General features: G+C 67.6%; 14 protein-coding genes and 1 tRNA gene. 3 read left to right on the top strand and 12 right to left on the bottom strand.

Going from position 1 to position 17,146, the window contains the following annotated elements; all coding sequences use genetic code 11:
* Positions 1–31: 31 nt before the first annotated feature.
* The 12 genes from ACTIFS_RS04405 to ACTIFS_RS04460 form a co-directional block, all read right to left on the bottom strand.
* A complete protein-coding gene (locus tag ACTIFS_RS04405) occupies positions 32–880 on the bottom strand; it encodes a phosphoenolpyruvate hydrolase family protein (protein WP_439572824.1) in 849 nt (282 codons plus the stop codon).
* A 3-nt stretch (positions 881–883) separates the two neighbouring features.
* Complete coding sequence (locus tag ACTIFS_RS04410; RefSeq protein ID WP_439572825.1) at positions 884–3,109, bottom strand: ABC transporter permease; 2,226 nt, start codon at positions 3,107–3,109, stop codon at positions 884–886.
* On the bottom strand, positions 3,102–3,890 hold the full coding sequence (locus ACTIFS_RS04415; RefSeq protein ID WP_439572826.1) for an ABC transporter ATP-binding protein: 789 nt from the start codon (positions 3,888–3,890) through the stop codon (positions 3,102–3,104). The genes ACTIFS_RS04410 and ACTIFS_RS04415 overlap by 8 nt, the downstream gene beginning before the upstream one ends.
* Positions 3,887–4,960, bottom strand: a complete 1,074-nt coding sequence (locus ACTIFS_RS04420) for a branched-chain amino acid ABC transporter permease (RefSeq protein ID WP_439572827.1) — start codon at positions 4,958–4,960, stop codon at positions 3,887–3,889. Before ACTIFS_RS04420 ends, ACTIFS_RS04415 begins: the two co-directional genes overlap by 4 nt.
* A gap of 3 nt (positions 4,961–4,963) precedes the next feature.
* A complete protein-coding gene (locus tag ACTIFS_RS04425; protein ID WP_439572828.1) occupies positions 4,964–5,980 on the bottom strand; it encodes a branched-chain amino acid ABC transporter permease in 1,017 nt (338 codons plus the stop codon).
* Between the two features lie 119 nt (positions 5,981–6,099).
* A complete protein-coding gene (locus tag ACTIFS_RS04430; RefSeq protein WP_439572829.1) occupies positions 6,100–6,870 on the bottom strand; it encodes a helix-turn-helix domain-containing protein in 771 nt (256 codons plus the stop codon).
* A gap of 214 nt (positions 6,871–7,084) precedes the next feature.
* A complete protein-coding gene (locus tag ACTIFS_RS04435) occupies positions 7,085–8,140 on the bottom strand; it encodes a hypothetical protein (RefSeq protein ID WP_439572830.1) in 1,056 nt (351 codons plus the stop codon).
* 107 nt (positions 8,141–8,247) lie between these two features.
* Positions 8,248–9,519 carry an ABC transporter substrate-binding protein gene (locus tag ACTIFS_RS04440; protein ID WP_439572831.1) on the bottom strand — a complete coding sequence of 424 codons (1,272 nt, stop codon included), beginning with the start codon at positions 9,517–9,519 and terminating at the stop codon, positions 8,248–8,250.
* Between the two features lie 222 nt (positions 9,520–9,741).
* Positions 9,742–9,817, bottom strand: a tRNA-Lys gene (locus tag ACTIFS_RS04445).
* Between the two features lie 94 nt (positions 9,818–9,911).
* Positions 9,912–10,814 carry an ROK family protein gene (locus ACTIFS_RS04450; protein WP_439572832.1) on the bottom strand — a complete coding sequence of 301 codons (903 nt, stop codon included), beginning with the start codon at positions 10,812–10,814 and terminating at the stop codon, positions 9,912–9,914.
* A 21-nt stretch (positions 10,815–10,835) separates the two neighbouring features.
* Positions 10,836–12,425: a 2-isopropylmalate synthase gene (locus tag ACTIFS_RS04455; RefSeq protein ID WP_439572833.1), complete on the bottom strand. Its 1,590-nt coding sequence runs from the start codon at positions 12,423–12,425 to the stop codon at positions 10,836–10,838.
* Positions 12,426–12,999: 574 nt separating this feature from the next.
* Positions 13,000–13,890 carry a DMT family transporter gene (locus tag ACTIFS_RS04460; protein WP_439572834.1) on the bottom strand — a complete coding sequence of 297 codons (891 nt, stop codon included), beginning with the start codon at positions 13,888–13,890 and terminating at the stop codon, positions 13,000–13,002.
* A gap of 224 nt (positions 13,891–14,114) precedes the next feature.
* Here ACTIFS_RS04460 and rpsT point away from each other — a divergent pair, with 224 nt between their 5' ends.
* The 3 genes from rpsT (at position 14,115) to dnaA (ending at position 17,120) form a co-directional block, all read left to right on the top strand.
* The gene (gene rpsT, locus ACTIFS_RS04465; RefSeq protein WP_439572835.1) at positions 14,115–14,381 is read left to right on the top strand and encodes a 30S ribosomal protein S20; all 267 of its coding nucleotides are present in this window, start codon (positions 14,115–14,117) and stop codon (positions 14,379–14,381) included.
* 797 nt (positions 14,382–15,178) lie between these two features.
* On the top strand, positions 15,179–15,583 hold the full coding sequence (locus tag ACTIFS_RS04470; protein ID WP_439572836.1) for a rhodanese-like domain-containing protein: 405 nt from the start codon (positions 15,179–15,181) through the stop codon (positions 15,581–15,583).
* 133 nt (positions 15,584–15,716) lie between these two features.
* The gene (gene dnaA, locus ACTIFS_RS04475) at positions 15,717–17,120 is read left to right on the top strand and encodes a chromosomal replication initiator protein DnaA (protein WP_439573045.1); all 1,404 of its coding nucleotides are present in this window, start codon (positions 15,717–15,719) and stop codon (positions 17,118–17,120) included.
* Positions 17,121–17,146 lie beyond the last annotated feature (26 nt).

The following is a 17,146-nucleotide window of genomic DNA, read 5'->3' on the forward strand; positions in this document are numbered from 1 at the left end:
CCTCCCGACGTCAGCCCGTGGGTCAGGTCGTTCATTGTGCCGGGCCGCCTTGGCGGCTGATTGTCTTGAATGCCCGTGTCTGATCGCGGATCGCCACCTCCACCGGCAGGCGCTCCATCGACGACGCGCCGTAGAAGCCATGGCAATGGCGCGTGTTCTTCATAATGAAATCGGCATCGGCGGGCTCTGCGACCGGCCCGCCATGGACGAGAATGATCGCGTCCGGCTTGACCTCGAGCGCCGCCTGCGCCCAGGCATCGACGATGGCCGGGCAGTCCGCGAGCTTGAGGGCCGTTTCCGCCCCGATCGCTCCGCCGGTGGTCAGGCCGAGATGACAGACGATAATGTCCGCGCCGGCCGCCGCCATCCGCCGGGCATCATCCTCGCTGAAGACATAGGGCGTCGTCAGCAGGCCCTTGGCATTGGCGAGAGCCACCATCTCGACCTCGAGGCCATAGCCCATGCCGGTCTCCTCGAGATTGGCGCGGAACACGCCGTCGATCAGCCCGACGGTCGGGAAGTTCTGGACGCCGGCAAACCCGATGCGCTTCACCTCGTCGAGGAACACATCCATCTGCCGGAACGGATCGGTGGCGCAGACGCCGGCAATGACCGGCGTCCGCTTGACCACCGGCAGGACCTCGCCGGCCATCTCCATGACGATCTGGTTGGCATCGCCATAGGGCATCAGGCCGGAGAGCGAGCCGCGGCCGGCCATGCGGAAGCGGCCGGAATTGTAGATGACGATCAGGTCGATGCCGCCGGCTTCCTCGCATTTGGCCGAGAGTCCGGTGCCGGCACCGCCGCCGACGATCGGCTCGCCGCGGGCGATCATCGCCCGGTAGGTCTCCAGAAGCTCCGACTTGATGAACCGCGCCATGGGTCAGGGTCTCGTCCGTGCGGTGCCGCGTCGGCCCTGGTGCAGCGCGCGGAACTCGCGCACCAGCGCCTGGGCGAAGGCGGGATCGTTGATGTGAAGCGGCAGGCGTATCAGCTGGCGGTTCGCGCTGGTGCGGACCGTCGCGGTCAGGGCGTCGAACAGGGCCGCGTTGGCGTCCGGATCGAAGAACGGCTTGCCCGGCGCGTCGAGGGCCGAGACCCCGCCCTCCGGGATCAGGAAGCGCACGGGGCCGTCCATCTGGTTGAGCCGCTCGCCGATCCACCGGCCGATGCGGGCATTCTCCTCCGCGGTCGTCCGCATCAGCGTGATCTGCGGGTTGTGGGCATAGAGGTCGCGACCGATGAAGCGGGCGGGAACCGTGTCGGGCGCTGCGAAATTGACCATGTCGACCGCCCCGACCGAGCCGACATAGGGCAGCCTGGTGCGGATCACCGCCCCGAACCGGTCCTCGGTCGCCGGCAGGATGCCGCCCACCAGCATGTCGCAGACTTCCGTGGTCGAGACGTCGATGACCCCCTGGAGGAGCCCGGAATCGATCAGCTTCTCCATCGACCGGCCGCCGACGCCGGTGGCGTGAAAGACCAGCGGCTCCCATTCCGGCTCGATCAGTTTCGACACCTGCTGCACGCAGGGGGTCGTCACGCCGAACATGGTCAGCCCGACGAGCGGACGCTCCTGTCCGGGCCTCGCTCTGGCGGCCGCCATGTGCGAGCTGGCCATGGCGGCCATCGCATGCGCGGCATTGCCGAGCACGGCGCGCGAGATCCGGTTCAGGCCCTGAACGTCGGTGACCGAATGCATCATGGTGATGTCGGTCGAGCCGACATAGCTGGCGACATTCCCGGCCGCCATGGTCGAGACCATGAACTTCGGCACGCCCACCGGCAGCACCTGCATGGCGGCCGTGGCGATGGCGGTGCCCCCGGAGCCGCCCGCGGAAATGAGGCCGACAACCCCCTGCTGCGTCGTGATCCAGGCCCGGAACGCCTCGGTCATGGCCGCCACCGCTGCGCCGCGATCGCCCGAGCCCAGCGCGGACAGGCCGCGCGGCGAGGCAACGGCCACCTCATGCGCCGAGACGTCGGCCCCCTGGTTGTGCCCCTGCGTCGAAACATCGACCAGCCGGGTGCGCAGGCCCGCCGCCCTGATGATGTCGCGGATGTAGCGCAGTTCCTCGCCCTTGGTGTCGAGTGTGCCGGCGATGATCACATGCGGCTCGCTCGGGCTTCGGGCCGCGACGGCCGAGGTGTCGCCGATGCGCCGGCCATCGACCGTTGCCAGCGTCGGCCTGGAGATCGTCCGGGCCGCGGCCTCGATCTGGGCGGCCGGGACCTCACGGGACCAGCGTGTGGGAACGACCGGGTTCGCCATATAGACCCGGATCGGCCCCTCGCTGGCGGGCGCGGGTGAACCGGCGGGGGAGGGGGCCGCCCCGCCATCGCCGCCGCCCGGCTCCACGTCGTCGTGGCTATGCCGACCGACGCCAAGCAGGCGCTGCTGCAACTCGCGGTCGGCCGCCAGCGTGGCTGAGGCGATGATCCGGTTGATGCGCCCGTTGACCATGATCGCCACGGGGTCGGACATCTGGGTGGCGACGCCGATATTCTGCTCGATGACCAGGATCGAGACGTCGCCCTCCGCCGCGAGCCGCACCAGCGTCTCCTCGACATGGGCGACGATGACCGGGGCAAGCCCCTCGGTGGGCTCGTCCATGATCAGGAGACGTGGGTTCATCAGCAGCGCGCGGCTGATCGCCAGCATCTGCTGCTCGCCGCCGGAGAGCTGGGCACCGCCATTGTTGCGCCGCTCCGCGAGGCGCGGAAACACCTCGTAGATCCGTTCGGGCGTCCAGCGGCCCTTGGGCTTGGCGATCAGGCGCAGATGTTCGTGGACGGTGAGCGAGCGCCACAGGCGCCGGCCCTGCGGCACGTAGCCGACGCCGAGCCGGGCGATATCGGCCGGAGCCATACCGCCGATCTCCTCGCCCATGAAACGGACGGAGCCCGAGGCGATCGGCACCAGGCCCATGATGGCCTTGCACATGGTCGTCTTGCCCATGCCGTTGCGGCCGACGACGGACAGGACGCCGGAATAGAGGGACAGATCGACGCCCTGCACCGCGTGGCTGCGGCCATAGAAGACGTTGACGCCCTGAAGCTGCAGGATCGGCACGCCGGCCTTCGGCGGCGCGGGAAACGGCTCAACCATGTCCGCCCCCCAGATAGAGTTCCTGGACCTCCGGATCCTCCTCGATCTCGCTTGGCCGGCCTTCCTTGAAGACGCGGCCGTTGTGCATCATCGTGACGCTCTCCACGACCCGCAGCGCCACGTCCATGTCGTGCTCGATGATGATGTAGCCGATATGCGAGGGCAGCGAGGTCAGGATGGCGACGAGATCGCGGCGCTCGGTCGGCGACAGGCCCGCGGCCGGTTCGTCGAACAGGATGAACCGCGGCGCGCCCGACAGGGCGAGAGCGATCTCCAGCTGACGCTGCTGGCCATAGGCGAGTTCGCCGACGAGCTGGTCCTTCACGGCGGTCAGGTGAACCGCCTCCACCAGCGTCTCGGCCGCATGAACCAGCGTATCGTCGCTGCGCGGGCGCAGCAGCGAGTAGCGGTTCCGCGACACGCCGCGGCAGGCCAGATAGACGTTGTCGAGGACGCTGAGGCCGGCGAACAGCGAGGAGATCTGGTAGGTCCGGCGCAGGCCTCGGCGAATCCGCTCATAGGGCGGGAAGGACGTCACGTCCTCTCCGAAGAACCGGATGATGCCGGAGGTCGCCGGAAAGTCGCCCGTGATGCAGTTGAACAGCGTGGTCTTGCCGGCCCCGTTGGAGCCGAGCACGGCACGCCGCTCGCCCGGCCGCACCGACATGGTCACGTCGGCGATGGCGGCCAGCGCCCCGAACATCTTGGTGATGCCGCGCAGCTCCAGCGCATTGCCGGCGTTCATCTGGGCGAGGGGTTCCGAGGTGCCGGGCGGGTTCATCGCGGTGCCCCGGTCAGAGGATCGACCTTTCGCGCGGTCCGGGCGCGCCAGCGGTCCCACAGGCCGAGAACGCCGTCGGGCGAGAACAGCACCACGGCCAGGAAGCCGATGCCGATGATGAGCTTGAACCGTTCGGCCGAGAAGCCGAAGGCGCCCAGCACGTCGGGCGAGAACACCTGCAGGATGACGTAGATGAAGGCGCCGACGAAGGCGCCGAGCGGGCGGCGCATGCCCCCCACCACCGCGACGACCAGGACGTCGATCGCAGCGGGAATGCCGACCGTGCCGGGCGCGATCTGGGCGTTCTGCCAGACCAGCAGGATGCCTCCGAGCGAGGCGAAGATGCTGGCAAAGGCGTGGGCGGCAACCCGATGGGCCGTGACATTGAAGCCCAGCGCCGCCATGCGCCGGGGATTGTCGCGCACGCCCTGGAGGGCGAGGCCGAAGGGCGATCGGGCGGCATAGACCACGGCGCCGTAGCAGAGCGCCGCGGAGCCCAGGCACAGATAGTAGAACGGCACCGGATCGCGCCAGTTCACACCGAAAAGCTGCGGCGGCAGAACGAGGTTGAACCCCGAATAGCCGTTGAAGATCGAGTAGTTCTGCCGGCTGAAGTAGAAGAACGCCGCCGCGATGGCGAGCGTGATCATGATCGTGTAGATGCCCTCGGTCCTGACGGCCAGAGCGCCGGACAGCGTGGCGAAAAGGGCCGCGATGATGAAGGCCGCCGGCAGGACCAGCCACCAGGACAGGCCGAGGCTGATCGTCGTGGTTCCCGACGGGCCGAGGATTGCGACCATGTAGCCGGCAAGGCCGGCGACGGTCATCTGCAGCAGGCTGACCATGCCCCCGTAGCCGGCGAGAAAGGTCAGGCTGACCGCGATCATGCCCATGATGAAGGTCCAGCCCATCACCTGGAACAGCCAGAAATTGTTGGCGAACAGCGGCATGGCCAGGAGGACGATGATGGTCGCCCACCAGCCCGCCGGGATCCGCTCGAACCAGCTGCGATGGGCGGCGCTGGCGGCCTTCGCGGAGGGGCGGGAGGAGGCGTGTTCAGCCAGCGACATCGCTTACCTGCCCGCGCCCATCAGGCCCTGCGGCCGGAAAGCCAGAACCGCTGCCATGATCAGGAAGGTGAAGACCACCGAATAGGTGGGTGCATAGACGAGACCCATCTGTTCGGTCAGGCCGATGACGACAGCGCCGATGGCTGCGCCCACGATCGAGCCCATGCCGCCGACGATCACGACGACGAGGCTCGCGAGCAGGAAGCGCGTGTCCTCGCCTGGCGAGAGCGACTGGAACGTGCCGCCGACGATACCGGCCATGCCGGCAAGCCCTGCGCCGAACACGAACACAGCGAGAAAGACCAGTTGCACCCGCACGCCTGAGGCCGCGAGCATTTCGCGGTCGTCCACGCCGGCGCGGATCAGCATGCCGAGCGAGGTGCGGTTGAGCACCAGCCACATGGCCACGCCGATGACGATGGCGGCGATGAGGATCCAGATGCGCACCGACGGATAGCGGATGAAGATGGCCTCGCCGCTGGTGGGATTGATCGACGAGATCAGCGGCAGTTCCATCGGGCCGCGCAGGAAGGCGGGCGCGAGCGTCGTGTAGGACTGTCCCCCCCAGTACCAGAGCATCAGGTCGGCAATCACCACCGACAGTCCGATGCTGACCAGGGTCTGGCGCAGTTCCTCACCCTCCATATAGCCGAAGATGAAGCGCTGCATGGCGAGGCCGACGAGGCCGACCACGACGAAGACGATGGGAAAGGCCAGGAACCAGGAGCCGGTATAGGTGGCGATCTCGTAGCCGAGATAGCCGCCGAGAAGGAACAGCGAGCCGTGGGCCAGGTTGACGATGCGCATCAGGCCGAAGATCAGCGTGAACCCCGATGCCACGAGGAAATAGAGGGCGCCGAGCGTCACGCCCCCGAGGATGGCGTTGAGGAAGACGCGCTTGCGCCCGACCATCGCTTCCAGCTCGACCGGCCAGGGCGCGAGCACGAGCCACAGGAACCCCACCACGACCAGCGCGATCAGCAGGGCCCAGGCCGGACGATTCTTGGCGAACTGTTCCATTTCACCGTCGACATGCGGATTCGCGCGGCAACCACGCCGCTGGCTTGACGCAAGCTATGCCCATCGATCACCGGCGACGTTACCGAGGGTCTTTTCTTTCGCCGCCCCGCAATGGCTGGTCATTGCGTCGCGTGGGCGAGCACGCTGCGCCGGTATGTGCTTGGCGGCACGACGCCATTGGCGATGAAGAAGCGCGAGAAGCTGGCCGGCGTCGAGAAGCCGAGATCCAGGCCGATATCGGCCACCGTCTCGCTACCCAGCGCCAGACGCTGGATGGCGCGCTCCATGCGCAGCGCGTTGACATAGATGGTGGGCGGCAGCCCGATCTGTTCGCGGAACAGCTTGAAGAAGTGCGGTCGGGACAGGCCGGCCGCGCGCGACAGCCGCGTCAGATCGATCGGCTCGCCCAGCGTCTCGTCAAGCAGCCGGATCGCCCGGCGAATGCGGAAGTCGCGCAGCGGCCGCTCCTGGCCGATGAATCCATGCCCCTCGTTCGTCCATTGCCAGGTCTGGTCGAAGCAGGTCTGGGTGAGTGCGCTCACGCGGTCCTCGAAGCCGCCGTCGGTGCCGCCATGCGCCGAGAGCAGCCGGCCGGTATCGGCGACCAGGCGGGCGATCCGGTCGGTGACCTCGACGCCGACGCGCCCGAACCGCAGGATCTCGGTGGCCTGGCAACTGGCCTGCACGAACCAGCCCGGCCGGACATAGAGCACCAGAACCAGCGCGCGGTCGTCCTGCTTCAGGGGCCGGTAGAAATGCGGCTGCCACGGGCTGATCGCCACCGCCTGTCCGTGCGACAGCGGAAAGGCCCGCCCCTCGACCACAACCTCGGCCGGCGGTCCGTGCAGGTGAAAGATCAGGTGACCTTCCCGATGCGCATGCGGCGCCATGGTCTTGTCCATCACATAAAGACAGACACGACCAAACACGCCGTGCGCGACAGCGTGAGCAACACTCACAACGCTCCTCCCTGATGAACGGGCGTCTTTTCTTGGTTTTCAATCGTTCTTGTAGGGCCAAGCTTATCGCAGGCCCTGCCGCTGGCAACCGGCGATTCGCCGCGCCGGAGAACCGCTGCCGTCAGATCACGATCTGCGGTCGCACTCACCATGCGGCCTCCAGGATCCGCCGGCAGTCGCCGGGCGTCAGGAGGCGGGGATTGGCAAGGGCCGCAGGGTCGTCGGCCGCCATCTCCGCGACGCGCGCGAAGCGGCTGGGGTCGGTCCCCGTTTGGCGCAGGGCGGTGGGCAGGCCGAGGCTGCGGGCAAAGGCGGCGAGTTGCGCATCCAGCCCGACGGAAGGGTCGGCCGGCCCCATGGTGGCGGACAAGGCGCCATAGCGGTCGCCGACCGCTCGGGCATTGAACCCGACGAAGGCAGCCAGCACCGGCGCATGCAGTTCGCCCGGCAGGCCCGTTTCCGCGAGGTCATATTCCAGCGGATGGGCAAGCGCATCCACGCCGCCAATGCTCTTCTCCATGGCCAGTCCGGCCGTCAAGGCGCCCGCCAGAGCTTCACGGCGGGCCTCGCAACTGTCCGGAGATGCAACGGCGACGGGAAGCCACCGCGCCAGGCGCCGCACGGCCTCCAGCGCCAGGCCATCGGCCGGCGGGTTGTAGCTGGGGCTGGCATAGGCCTCGATGGCATGGACAAGGATCTCCATTCCGGCCGCCGCCAGCCGCCGGGGGGGCGCATGGGCAAGGGCACTTGGGTCGGCAATCACCCGGTCGGGACGCGGGCAAGCGACCGGCTCCCCGTCGCGCGGGCGGACCTGCCGGCACAGGCCGAGGTCGAACAGGCTCACCGGAATGGCGATGACCGAGCAGCCGGCTCCGCGCCGCCCGGCCGCCTCCGCGACGAGCCGCGCCTGTCCGATCGCCACCGCCCCGCCAATCGCCAGGATGGTGGATGTGCCGGCCTCCTCCAGCATTGCCGTCAGCCGCTGGACCTTGCCGCGCATGGGTGCCCGAGAGCGAAGGGTCTCGGCCGCGATCAGGACGCGCGGCAGGGCATCGCGAACGCGGGCAAGCGCCGGGGCCGCGCCGGGTTCCGTGTCGATGAGCGCCAGCGCCCTGCCGAGCCGGGAAGCCTCTTCTGGCAGGGCATCGTCGATGGCGCCATCCGCGAACTGCGTCCGCGTGAGATAGCCGATCAACGTCATGCGGGCCGCCTTGTCACCCTGGATTCCGCGAGGAAATCCGCCGAGGCGAATGGCTTGGGAGGCCGGCATGGCAGCCGGCCTCCCGCGCATTGCTGCCTTGGTTCGGGTCAGCCCCCGGCGCGAAGCCGGGCGCAGTCGACCGCGGTACGGGACGGCAGGCCGATCGCCCGGAACTGCTCGGCCGTCATGCCGAGCGTCTGGGTGACGTTGTCCGTCCTGCCGGCCATCTTCAGCGTCAGGGTGCCACCGGGGCCCTCGACCACCTCGTTGATGAACACGCTGCCGGTGGCCTGGCGGTTCTCATTGAGGGTGATGCGGCCGATGGGGCTGTCGAGCTGCAGCGTGTTGAGCGCCGCCTTGAACCGCGCCTGACCGTTGCTGAGGTCGCCGCCGGCGGCTTCCAGTCCGCGGATCGCGGCAAGGGTCGCCACGTAGTAGCCGATGCCGAAGAGCGACGGCGTCGGGAAGCGCTGGGCGGCCGGGAAGGCATCCTGGTAGAGCTTCACATAGGCCTGCCAGGCGGCTTCCGGATTGTCGACGGCGAAGGGCCCGGAGGTCGGCGTGCCGACGAGCGCGTCCTTGGCGCGGCCGCGGGCGGTCAGCACGGTCTGGTCGGCCATGATCGTGCCGCCGATGAGCCGCGTGCGCTCGCCGGCCTGCTGGTACTGGTTGAGGAAGTTGATGGCGTCCGTGCCGCCGAGGCCGAGATAGATGGCATCGACGTTGTCCGGCAGCTGGGCGATGATGGCGCCGAAGTCTGACTGGCCAAGCGGCTGCCAGAACCGCTGCACGATGTCTCCGCCCGCTTTGCAGAAGTCGACGGCGAAGCCCATGAAATTGGTGTAGCCGAAGGAATAGTCGGCCGCGATCGTGACGACGCGGCGCCAGCCCTTGGTCTTGACCACATAGCTGCCGAGGCCAAAGCCCCACTGCGAGCCGTCAAGGTTGAACCGGTAGAAATTGGGTGCCGGGTCGACCCAGGTGGTCTCGAGCGCGCCGGAAATGCCGTTGATCACGACATGGCCGGGGATGGTCTTGGCGAAATCGCGCATGGCGATGCCTTCGGAGCCGGACAGCGGCCCGATGATGAAGTCCACGCGATCCTGCTCGATGAGCTTGCGGGCCATGCGGATGGTCGTGTCGGGCCGCGTGTCGGTCGGCGCGACGACGATCTCCACCCGGCGGCCGGCGATCATGTTGTTGACCTGCTTCAGCGCCAGTTCGACGTTGCGGACGCCGTCGGCGCCGCCGGCAGCGAAGGCGCCCTCGAGAGCGACCAGGATGCCGATCTTGATGGGGGGGGCGGTGCCCTGGGCCATGGCAACGCCCGGCAGGGCGAGGCCTATGGCCGCTATGAAGGCCAGAATGGTCTTGCGCATTGGTGATCCTCCCAGTTCGACGCTCGTCTCTACTGCGGTTCGCCCGCAGGCGGCGACGTCTCTCGCAAAGGCACGTCAGGTCGCGCGGACCGAACAGCCGCGCCCTGGACAAAGCTGCTTTGCGGAAGGGTTATGGCCCATACCCAAGCGTCTGCTTTTCAGCAGAGCGCAAGAGCGTCACGACGCGCGCAAGGTTTGGGGAAGGCATTTGGGGAAAGACAATGGTGGGTGATGAAGGACTCGAACCTTCGACCCGCTGATTAAGAGTCAGCTGCTCTACCAACTGAGCTAATCACCCGCCGCCGCGCGGCCGGGCCGCACGGGAGCCGGGTGACTAGCAGACAGGATGCGGCCTGTCCAGAATGCCGCCGGCAAAAAGCGCCCTGCCCCTCTTAATCCGCCGGCCAGAGCCACGCGGCGCCGCGCACGCCGGAGGAATCGCCGAAGCGTGCCTTGACGATGGGCGTGGTGAAGGCATCGGAGAAGACATAGGGGCGCATCGCGCCCGGCAGGTCGGCATAGAGGCTGTCGACATTGCTCATGCCGCCCCCCATCACGATCACGTCCGGGTCGATCAGGTTGACGACATGGGCAAGCCCGCGGGCGAGGCGCGAGACATAGCGCCGGTAGGCCGAACCGGCCGCCCCGTCGCCGGCCATGGCCCGGGTCGCGATCTCGGGCGCGGGCAGCGCCTTACCCGTGGCGCGGGCGAAGTCGTCGGCAAAGCCGGTGCCGGAGACCCAGGTCTCCAGGCAGCCCTTCTGGCCGCAATAGCAGGAGGGGGCCGTCTCGACCTCCTCCACCGACGGCCAGGGCAGGGGGTTGTGGCCGAACTCGCCGGCGATCAGGTGCCGCCCGCGCAGCACCTTGCCGCCGATCACGATGCCGGAGCCCGCCCCGGTGCCGACAATCACGCCGAACACGGCATGGGCACCGGCCGCCGCCCCGTCCACGGCCTCGGACAGGGCAAAGCAGTTGGCGTCGTTCTCGATGCGCACCGCGCGCCCCAGAGCCGCCTCCAGATCACCGGTCAGCGGCTCGCCGATCAGCACCGTCGTGTTGGCATTCTTGACCAGACCGGTCGCCGGCGAGACGGCACCGGGAATGCCGATGCCGACCGTGCCGGTCTGCCCTGTTTCGGCCTCCGCCCCACGCACGAGCCCGGCGATCGCCTCGACGATCGCGCGGTAGTCGTGGCGCGGCGTGGGAACCCGGCGGCGATGAAGCTCCTCGCCCCGCTCGCCGAGGGCGACGACCTCGATCTTGGTGCCGCCGAGATCGATGCCGATGCGCATGGACGCTTTCCCCATCGGCACTTATTCGGCGGCCTCGATGCCGCGCTGGGGGTGCAGCCGCTCGCGCCGGGCGGTCAGCTTGTTGAGCGCCGAGAGATAGGCCTTGGCCGAGGCGACCAGGGTGTCCGGATCGGCGCCCTTGCCGGTATAGGTCTGACCGCCCGACTGCAGGCGCACGGAAACCTCGGCCTGGGCATCCGTGCCGGCGGTGACGGCATGGACCTGGTAGAGCTCGAGCACCGCCTCGTGCGGCACGATGGCCTTGATGGCATTGAACACGGCATCCACCGGGCCGTTGCCCGAGGCCTGGACGGTCTTGTGCGTGCCGTCGAGGTCGAGTGTCAGGGTCGCGGCCTGCGGGCCCATCGTGCCGGCAACGACCAGCAGCGAGATGACCTTCATGCGGTCCTGCGCATGGGCGATCTTCTCGTCCACCAGCGCCTCGATATCCTCGTCGTAGATCACCTTCTTGCGGTCGGCCAGGTCCTTGAAGCGGACGAAGGCGTCTTCCAGCTGGTTGTCGGACAGGCCATAGCCCAGATGCTTCAGCTTGTCCTTGAAGGCGTTGCGGCCGGAATGCTTGCCCATGACCAGCGAGGTCGATTTCACGCCGACCGATTCAGGCAGCATTATCTCGTAGGTCTGCGTGTTCTTCAGCATCCCGTCCTGGTGGATGCCGCTCTCGTGGGCGAAGGCGTTCCGCCCGACGATGGCCTTGTTGTACTGCACCGGGAAGGAGGTGACGGTGGAGACCAGCTTGGAGGCGCGCGTCAGCATCTTCGCGTCGATATTGGTGTCATAGGGGAAGATGTCGTTGCGCGTCCGGATCGCCATGACGATCTCTTCCAGCGCCGCATTGCCGGCCCGCTCGCCGATGCCGTTGATGGTGCATTCGATCTGGCGGGCGCCGCCCTCGATGCCGGCAATCGTATTGGCCACCGCCATGCCGAGATCGTTGTGGCAGTGCACCGAAAAGATCGCCTTGTCGGAGTTCGGCACGCGGCTGCGCACCATCTCGAACAGCGCCCTGTATTCCTGGGGAGCGGTGTAGCCGACCGTGTCGGGAATGTTGATGGTGGTGGCGCCCGCCTTGATCGCCGCCTCCACGCAGCGGCACAGGAAATCGTGCTCGGTGCGGGTGCCGTCCTCGGCCGACCATTCCACGTCATCGACCAGATTGCGCGCCCGGGTGACCGAGGCCACCACCATGGCCAGCACCTCGTCCGGCTCCTTCTGCAGCTTGTGCTTCATGTGGACGGGAGAGGTGGACAGAAAGGTATGGATGCGCGGCCGGCGCGCCTTGCGCACGGCCTCTCCGGCGCGCTCGATATCGGCCATGCCGGCGCGGGCGAGGCCGGCGACCACGGCGTTCTTCACGCGCATGGCAATCGCCTCGACCGCCTCGAAATCGCCGTTGGAGGCGATGGGGAAGCCGGCCTCGATGATGTCGACACCCATTTCGTCGAGGAGGTCGGCGACCTGCAGCTTTTCCTCCAGCGTCATGGTGGCGCCGGGGCACTGCTCGCCGTCGCGCAGCGTGGTGTCGAAGATGAGGACGCGGTCCCTGGCGGATACGGGCGTGCCAGAAGCGTTCGAAGCGGTGCTGGTCATGGGTCTTGTCCTTCTGCTGCGGCCGGCGGGGGCGGACTGACGCGCCTCACAGCACCGGCCCCTTGCGGGTGGGTGGTCGTGGCGGTGATCCCCTGAGCGCCAGGGCCGATCCGGCCCGGACGGTGCTCAGGGGCGGGTAAGCAGAAGAAGGGACAGCGAGGCCGTGGCGCTGAAAGCGCGGACGCTGATCGGTGCAATGGCACGGACGATCGGCACGGACGGTTCCTCGACAAGGCGGCGTAGCAGCCGCTGATAACCCAGTTTCGTAGCCGATCCGGGGGGACCGGCGCAAGCGGAAAGGGCCGCGTGGCCGTTTGCCGTTCGTCCAGCCTGGGGCCTGTATGGTTTCTGCCCGGTTAAGACGGGTCGGCCAGGAGGCGCGCGCTTAACCTTCCGCACGCAAGGCGAACGGAACGGGCCCGAATCGGCTTCCCCGCCGTGTTGGCGCTTCGTTCCGTCGCCAAACGGGGCGATCCGGCTCAGGAAACAGGCAGAGGGACAAGCGCCACGAACGGCGTCGGCCCGCCTGGCCGAGCCTTCAGGTTAACGGATCCGTGCCGATCCGGGACGAACCTTACGTGCGCGCGCGCGTTTCCATCGTCAGGTTCACCACCACGCCGCTGACCACGACAAGCCCGCCGATCAGCACCGCAAGTTCCGGCTGCTCGCCATAGACCATCCAACCGATAGCGGCGATCAGCGGCACGCGCATGAAATCGATCGGCGTGACGACGATGGCATCGCCATGCCGGAAGGCATTGGTCAGGCAGTAATGCGCCGTGAAGCCGCCGATCATGATGCCAGCAAGCGGCAGCCACTGGGTCAGGTCCAGCCGGTCCCCGAACCAGACAGGCCCGCCCGCCACCACATTGGCGATCAGGTTGAGCGGCAGCTGGATGACATTCATCCAGAACATGATGGTCCAGGTGGAATCCCGGCCGGTGAGAAACTTGGTCGTCGTCTGCTGCACGCCGAAACAGACGGCGGCGGCGGCGACCAGCAGCGCCTCGGGACGAAAGCCGTCAAGGCCGGGCCTCAGAATGATCAGGACGCCGGCGAAGCCGAGCAGCAGGGCGATGGTGCGCGCCGTCGTGAGCCGCTCGCCGAGGAACAGGATGGCAAACACCGCGACCCATGCCGGGGTGGTGAACTCGATGGCGAAGACCGTCGCGAGCGGCAGCAGCGTGATGCCATAGGCCCATAGCGCCTGTCCCGCCGTGTGGATCGAATTGCGCAGGAAATGGATGCCCGGCCGGGACGGCTTCAGCCGCCGGTCCGGGCCCGGCGTCGCGAGCGCCATGGCGGCGAGGATGACCAGGCCGCCGAGATTGCGCAGGGCCAGGATCTCGAAGATCGAAAGGGTGCCATGCAGGGCGCGGATCGACAGGGCGATCGCGCTGAACGACAGCAGTGAACCGGCCATCCAGGCGACGACGAGAAGGAAGCTGCGTGTGGCGGCGGTCATCGGTCTCGGCGGCCAGATGGGGCGGGGCCTCACGTTCTAGAGGGGAGAGGCAGCCGGGTCCCGCGCCAATTTCGCAGGGCCGCCCGAAAAATCCCGCTGTATCCCGCGCGGCGGTTGACGGCCCGGGCGGCCGCGACTATACACGCCGATCCGTGGCGGCCGAGGGGCCGCCGCTCTCGTTTTCCTGCGCCCTGATCGGGGCGCCATCCGCCGGGACCGCACCCATGGCCAATACGTCATCCGCGAAGAAGGCCGCCCGCGTCATCGCGCGGCGCACCGCCGTCAACCAGGCCCGCCGCTCGCGCATGCGCACCTATCTGCGCAAGGTCGAGGAGGCGATTGCCTCCGGCGACAAGTCGGCCGCCGCCGATGCGCTGAAGGCAGCCGAGCCCGAGATCATGCGGGCTGCCCAGAAGGGCATTCTCCATCGCAACACGGCCTCCCGCAAGGTCTCGCGGCTTGCCCATCGCGTGGCCGTGATCGGGGCCTGATCGACCCCTCCGACGACCATCCATTCGACGCTTTCAGACCCGGCCGCGAGGCCGGGTTTTTTGTTGCACGATCTGTCCGTGACCCGCTCCACGGTACCCCTGCAGCTGACCTAGGGGATGCCCCAAGGGAGCCGTTGCCGGATGGCAACAGGGGCACGCAGACCCGATCCCACGCAGGCCAGATTCATTGGCCGAAGGACAGAAGCTGATCCGGCTCAAAAGTCACGCCCCCGAAAGCGCCTTTTCTTCAAGGGCTTGGCGAGGGGACGTTTCGTTCCGGAATCGAAACGGGCCGATTCGCTCCTCTCGGGACGACCTCCGGTGCCGGCCCAAATCAGGCGGACCCGATGGCCGGCTCGCGGCAGTCTCATCGATTCAGGCGATTCGTCAGGGGGTTGAAAGCCGGCTCACGGGCGGTCGGGAAAACGGGGTGAGTCAAGCGCCAGGCGTTAACTCTTCCTTAATCAAAATCCGTTGCCCGCGGCGCGTCCGCTGTGTATCAATCAACCCACTCGGGGGGGCCACCTCGGGTTTCAACGACGAACCGGACTGAAACGCCTGTATTGTGCGGGTCGGAGAAGCATTGTCTCGAAAGACGCATGTCTTTCAAGGAGAATGCCGGTGCGTTCGACATGAGACCCTGGTGTGTCGACCTGCATCAATCGCGTTGCTGATTGATGCAGGTCGGACAAACGAGCAAAAGACAAAACCATAGACTGGGGCGCGCGGTCCTTCACTGGACCGTGTGAGAAGAGATGCTGTCTGCAAATGAAGCCGGTTATGCTGGGGATGCCACCGTGGAGACGACCTTCGAGGCGATCTCCCGCGAGGCCGATGCCCAGCTGATCGATGTGCGCACCACCGCCGAGTGGGCCTATGTCGGGTCGCCCGACCTGAAGGGCCTGGACAAGGATGCCATTCGGATCGAATGGCAGGTCTTCCCGCATATGGGGGTCAACCCGGATTTTGTGGCGCGGCTTGCCGCAGCGCTTGCGGCGCGCGGCGTTCAGCCCTCCGCCAAGCTCTATTTCCTGTGCCGTTCGGGCGTGCGCTCGAAGGCTGCCGCCATCGCAGCGACGGAGGCGGGCTTTGCGTCCTGCTTCAATGTTGCCGGCGGCTTCGAGGGGCCCCCCGATGCCGGGGGCCACCGCGGCAGGGTCGCTGGCTGGAAGGCCGCTGGTCTGCCCTGGATCCAGCCCTGATCCCTACCGCGTCCCCCGTTTCCACGCTTTCCCCGCCTTACACCCCGCTTCAACCATGGAGAACATTGTGTTCGCCACTCCCGAACCCATCCGCGAACCGATCGGCAACGACACCGATGCCACGAGCGATGCCATGCGCGCCGGAGCCATCTGGGGTCGCGTCAGGCGGCGCCTGAGCGTCGAATTTGGCGAGGATGTGTTCTCGAGCTGGTTCAAGAGCATCGAGATCGACCGCGCGGACGGTAATGACGTGCGCCTGTCGGTGGCGACACGGTTTCTGAAGAGCTGGATCGACGCCAATTACAAGGACCGGATCGTCGATCGCTGGAGCGAGGAGGCGGGCCGCCGCGTCAGCATCGAGTTCTGCGTGCGCTCGGCTGGTGGCGCCCGTCTGCCGGTCCGGCCGCGGGCTGCCGGGGAGGTGGCGCCGCGTCCGATGACGGCGGCCGCCTCGCCGCAGCCGGTCGTGCCGGCCATGTCCGGTGTCGAAGGTCTGCCGGGCTCGCCGCTGGACCCGCGCCTGACCTTCGACAGCTTCGTTCAGGGCCGCTCGAACACGCTGGCGCGCGCTGCCGCGCTGCAGGTCGCCCAGTCGCGGTCGAGCGATGCCGTGCTGTTCAATCCGCTCTACATCCATGCCGGCGTCGGTCTCGGCAAGACCCACCTGCTGCAGGCGGTCGCGGGCGCGGCCCAGGCGTCCGGCCGGCGGGTGCTCTATCTCACCGCGGAGAAGTTCACCTTCGGCTTCGTCGCCGCCCTGAAGAACCAGACCGCCATCGCCTTCAAGGAAGCGCTGCGCAGCATCGACCTTCTGGTCATCGACGACCTGCAGTTCCTGCAGGGCAAGCAGACCCAGGCCGAGTTCTGCCACACCCTCAACGCCCTTATCGATGCCGGCCGGCAGATCGTGGTCGCCGGCGATCGTCCGCCGTCCGACCTCGACGGCATGGACGAGCGGGTGCGCTCGCGTCTTGCAGGCGGCCTGACCGTGGAGATCGGCACGCTCGACGAGGGGCTGCGCCTCGATATCCTGCGCCAGAAGCTCGATCAGGCGCGGGTGCAGCACCAGGGCTTCGACGTGCCCCAGCAGGTGCTTGCCTATATCGCCCGCAACGTCACCCAGAATGGTCGCGATCTGGACGGCGCCTTCACCCGCCTCCTGGCCAACAACCGGCTGACCAGCCAGCCGGTCACGATCGAGATGGCTGAGCGGTCGATCCGGGATCTGGTGCGCGTGGCCGAGCCGAAGCGCATCAAGATCGAGGACATCCAGAAGGTCGTGGCGCAGCACTACAATGTCAGCCGCTCGGACATCCTGTCCGCCCGCCGGACCGCATCCGTGGTCCGCCCGCGGCAGGTCGCGATGTATCTGTCCAAGACGCTGACCCTGCGCTCGCTGCCGGAGATTGGCCGGCGCTTTGGCGGTCGTGACCACACCACCGTTCTGCACGCGGTGCGCAAGATCGAGAATCTCGCCGGCCAGGATCGCGCGCTGAACGAGGAGATCGAGACATTGAAGCGCCGCCTCAATGATTGAGGCGGCGCCGGGTCGTTCAGTCAGAA

It is taken from the genome of Phreatobacter sp. (assembly GCF_051860605.1).
Classification (GTDB): Bacteria; Pseudomonadota; Alphaproteobacteria; order Rhizobiales; family Phreatobacteraceae; genus Phreatobacter.

Bases quoted from the DNA above. Each gene is read 5' to 3' on its own strand.
- ACTIFS_RS04440 (WP_439572831.1), bottom strand. From the start codon at position 9,519: ATGCGCAAGACCATTCTGGCCTTCATAGCGGCCATAGGCCTCGCCCTG.
- ACTIFS_RS04460 (WP_439572834.1), bottom strand. From the start codon at position 13,890: ATGACCGCCGCCACACGCAGCTTCCTTCTCGTCGTCGCCTGGATGGCC.
- dnaA (WP_439573045.1), top strand. From the start codon at position 15,717: ATGCGCGCCGGAGCCATCTGGGGTCGCGTCAGGCGGCGCCTGAGCGTC.
- ACTIFS_RS04455 (WP_439572833.1), bottom strand. From the start codon at position 12,425: ATGACCAGCACCGCTTCGAACGCTTCTGGCACGCCCGTATCCGCCAGG.
- ACTIFS_RS04410 (WP_439572825.1), bottom strand. From the start codon at position 3,109: ATGGTTGAGCCGTTTCCCGCGCCGCCGAAGGCCGGCGTGCCGATCCTG.
- ACTIFS_RS04405 (WP_439572824.1), bottom strand. From the start codon at position 880: ATGGCGCGGTTCATCAAGTCGGAGCTTCTGGAGACCTACCGGGCGATG.
- ACTIFS_RS04415 (WP_439572826.1), bottom strand. From the start codon at position 3,890: ATGAACCCGCCCGGCACCTCGGAACCCCTCGCCCAGATGAACGCCGGC.
- ACTIFS_RS04430 (WP_439572829.1), bottom strand. From the start codon at position 6,870: ATGGCGCCGCATGCGCATCGGGAAGGTCACCTGATCTTTCACCTGCAC.
- ACTIFS_RS04435 (WP_439572830.1), bottom strand. From the start codon at position 8,140: ATGACGTTGATCGGCTATCTCACGCGGACGCAGTTCGCGGATGGCGCC.
- ACTIFS_RS04450 (WP_439572832.1), bottom strand. From the start codon at position 10,814: ATGCGCATCGGCATCGATCTCGGCGGCACCAAGATCGAGGTCGTCGCC.
- rpsT (WP_439572835.1), top strand. From the start codon at position 14,115: ATGGCCAATACGTCATCCGCGAAGAAGGCCGCCCGCGTCATCGCGCGG.
- ACTIFS_RS04420 (WP_439572827.1), bottom strand. From the start codon at position 4,960: ATGTCGCTGGCTGAACACGCCTCCTCCCGCCCCTCCGCGAAGGCCGCC.
- ACTIFS_RS04425 (WP_439572828.1), bottom strand. From the start codon at position 5,980: ATGGAACAGTTCGCCAAGAATCGTCCGGCCTGGGCCCTGCTGATCGCG.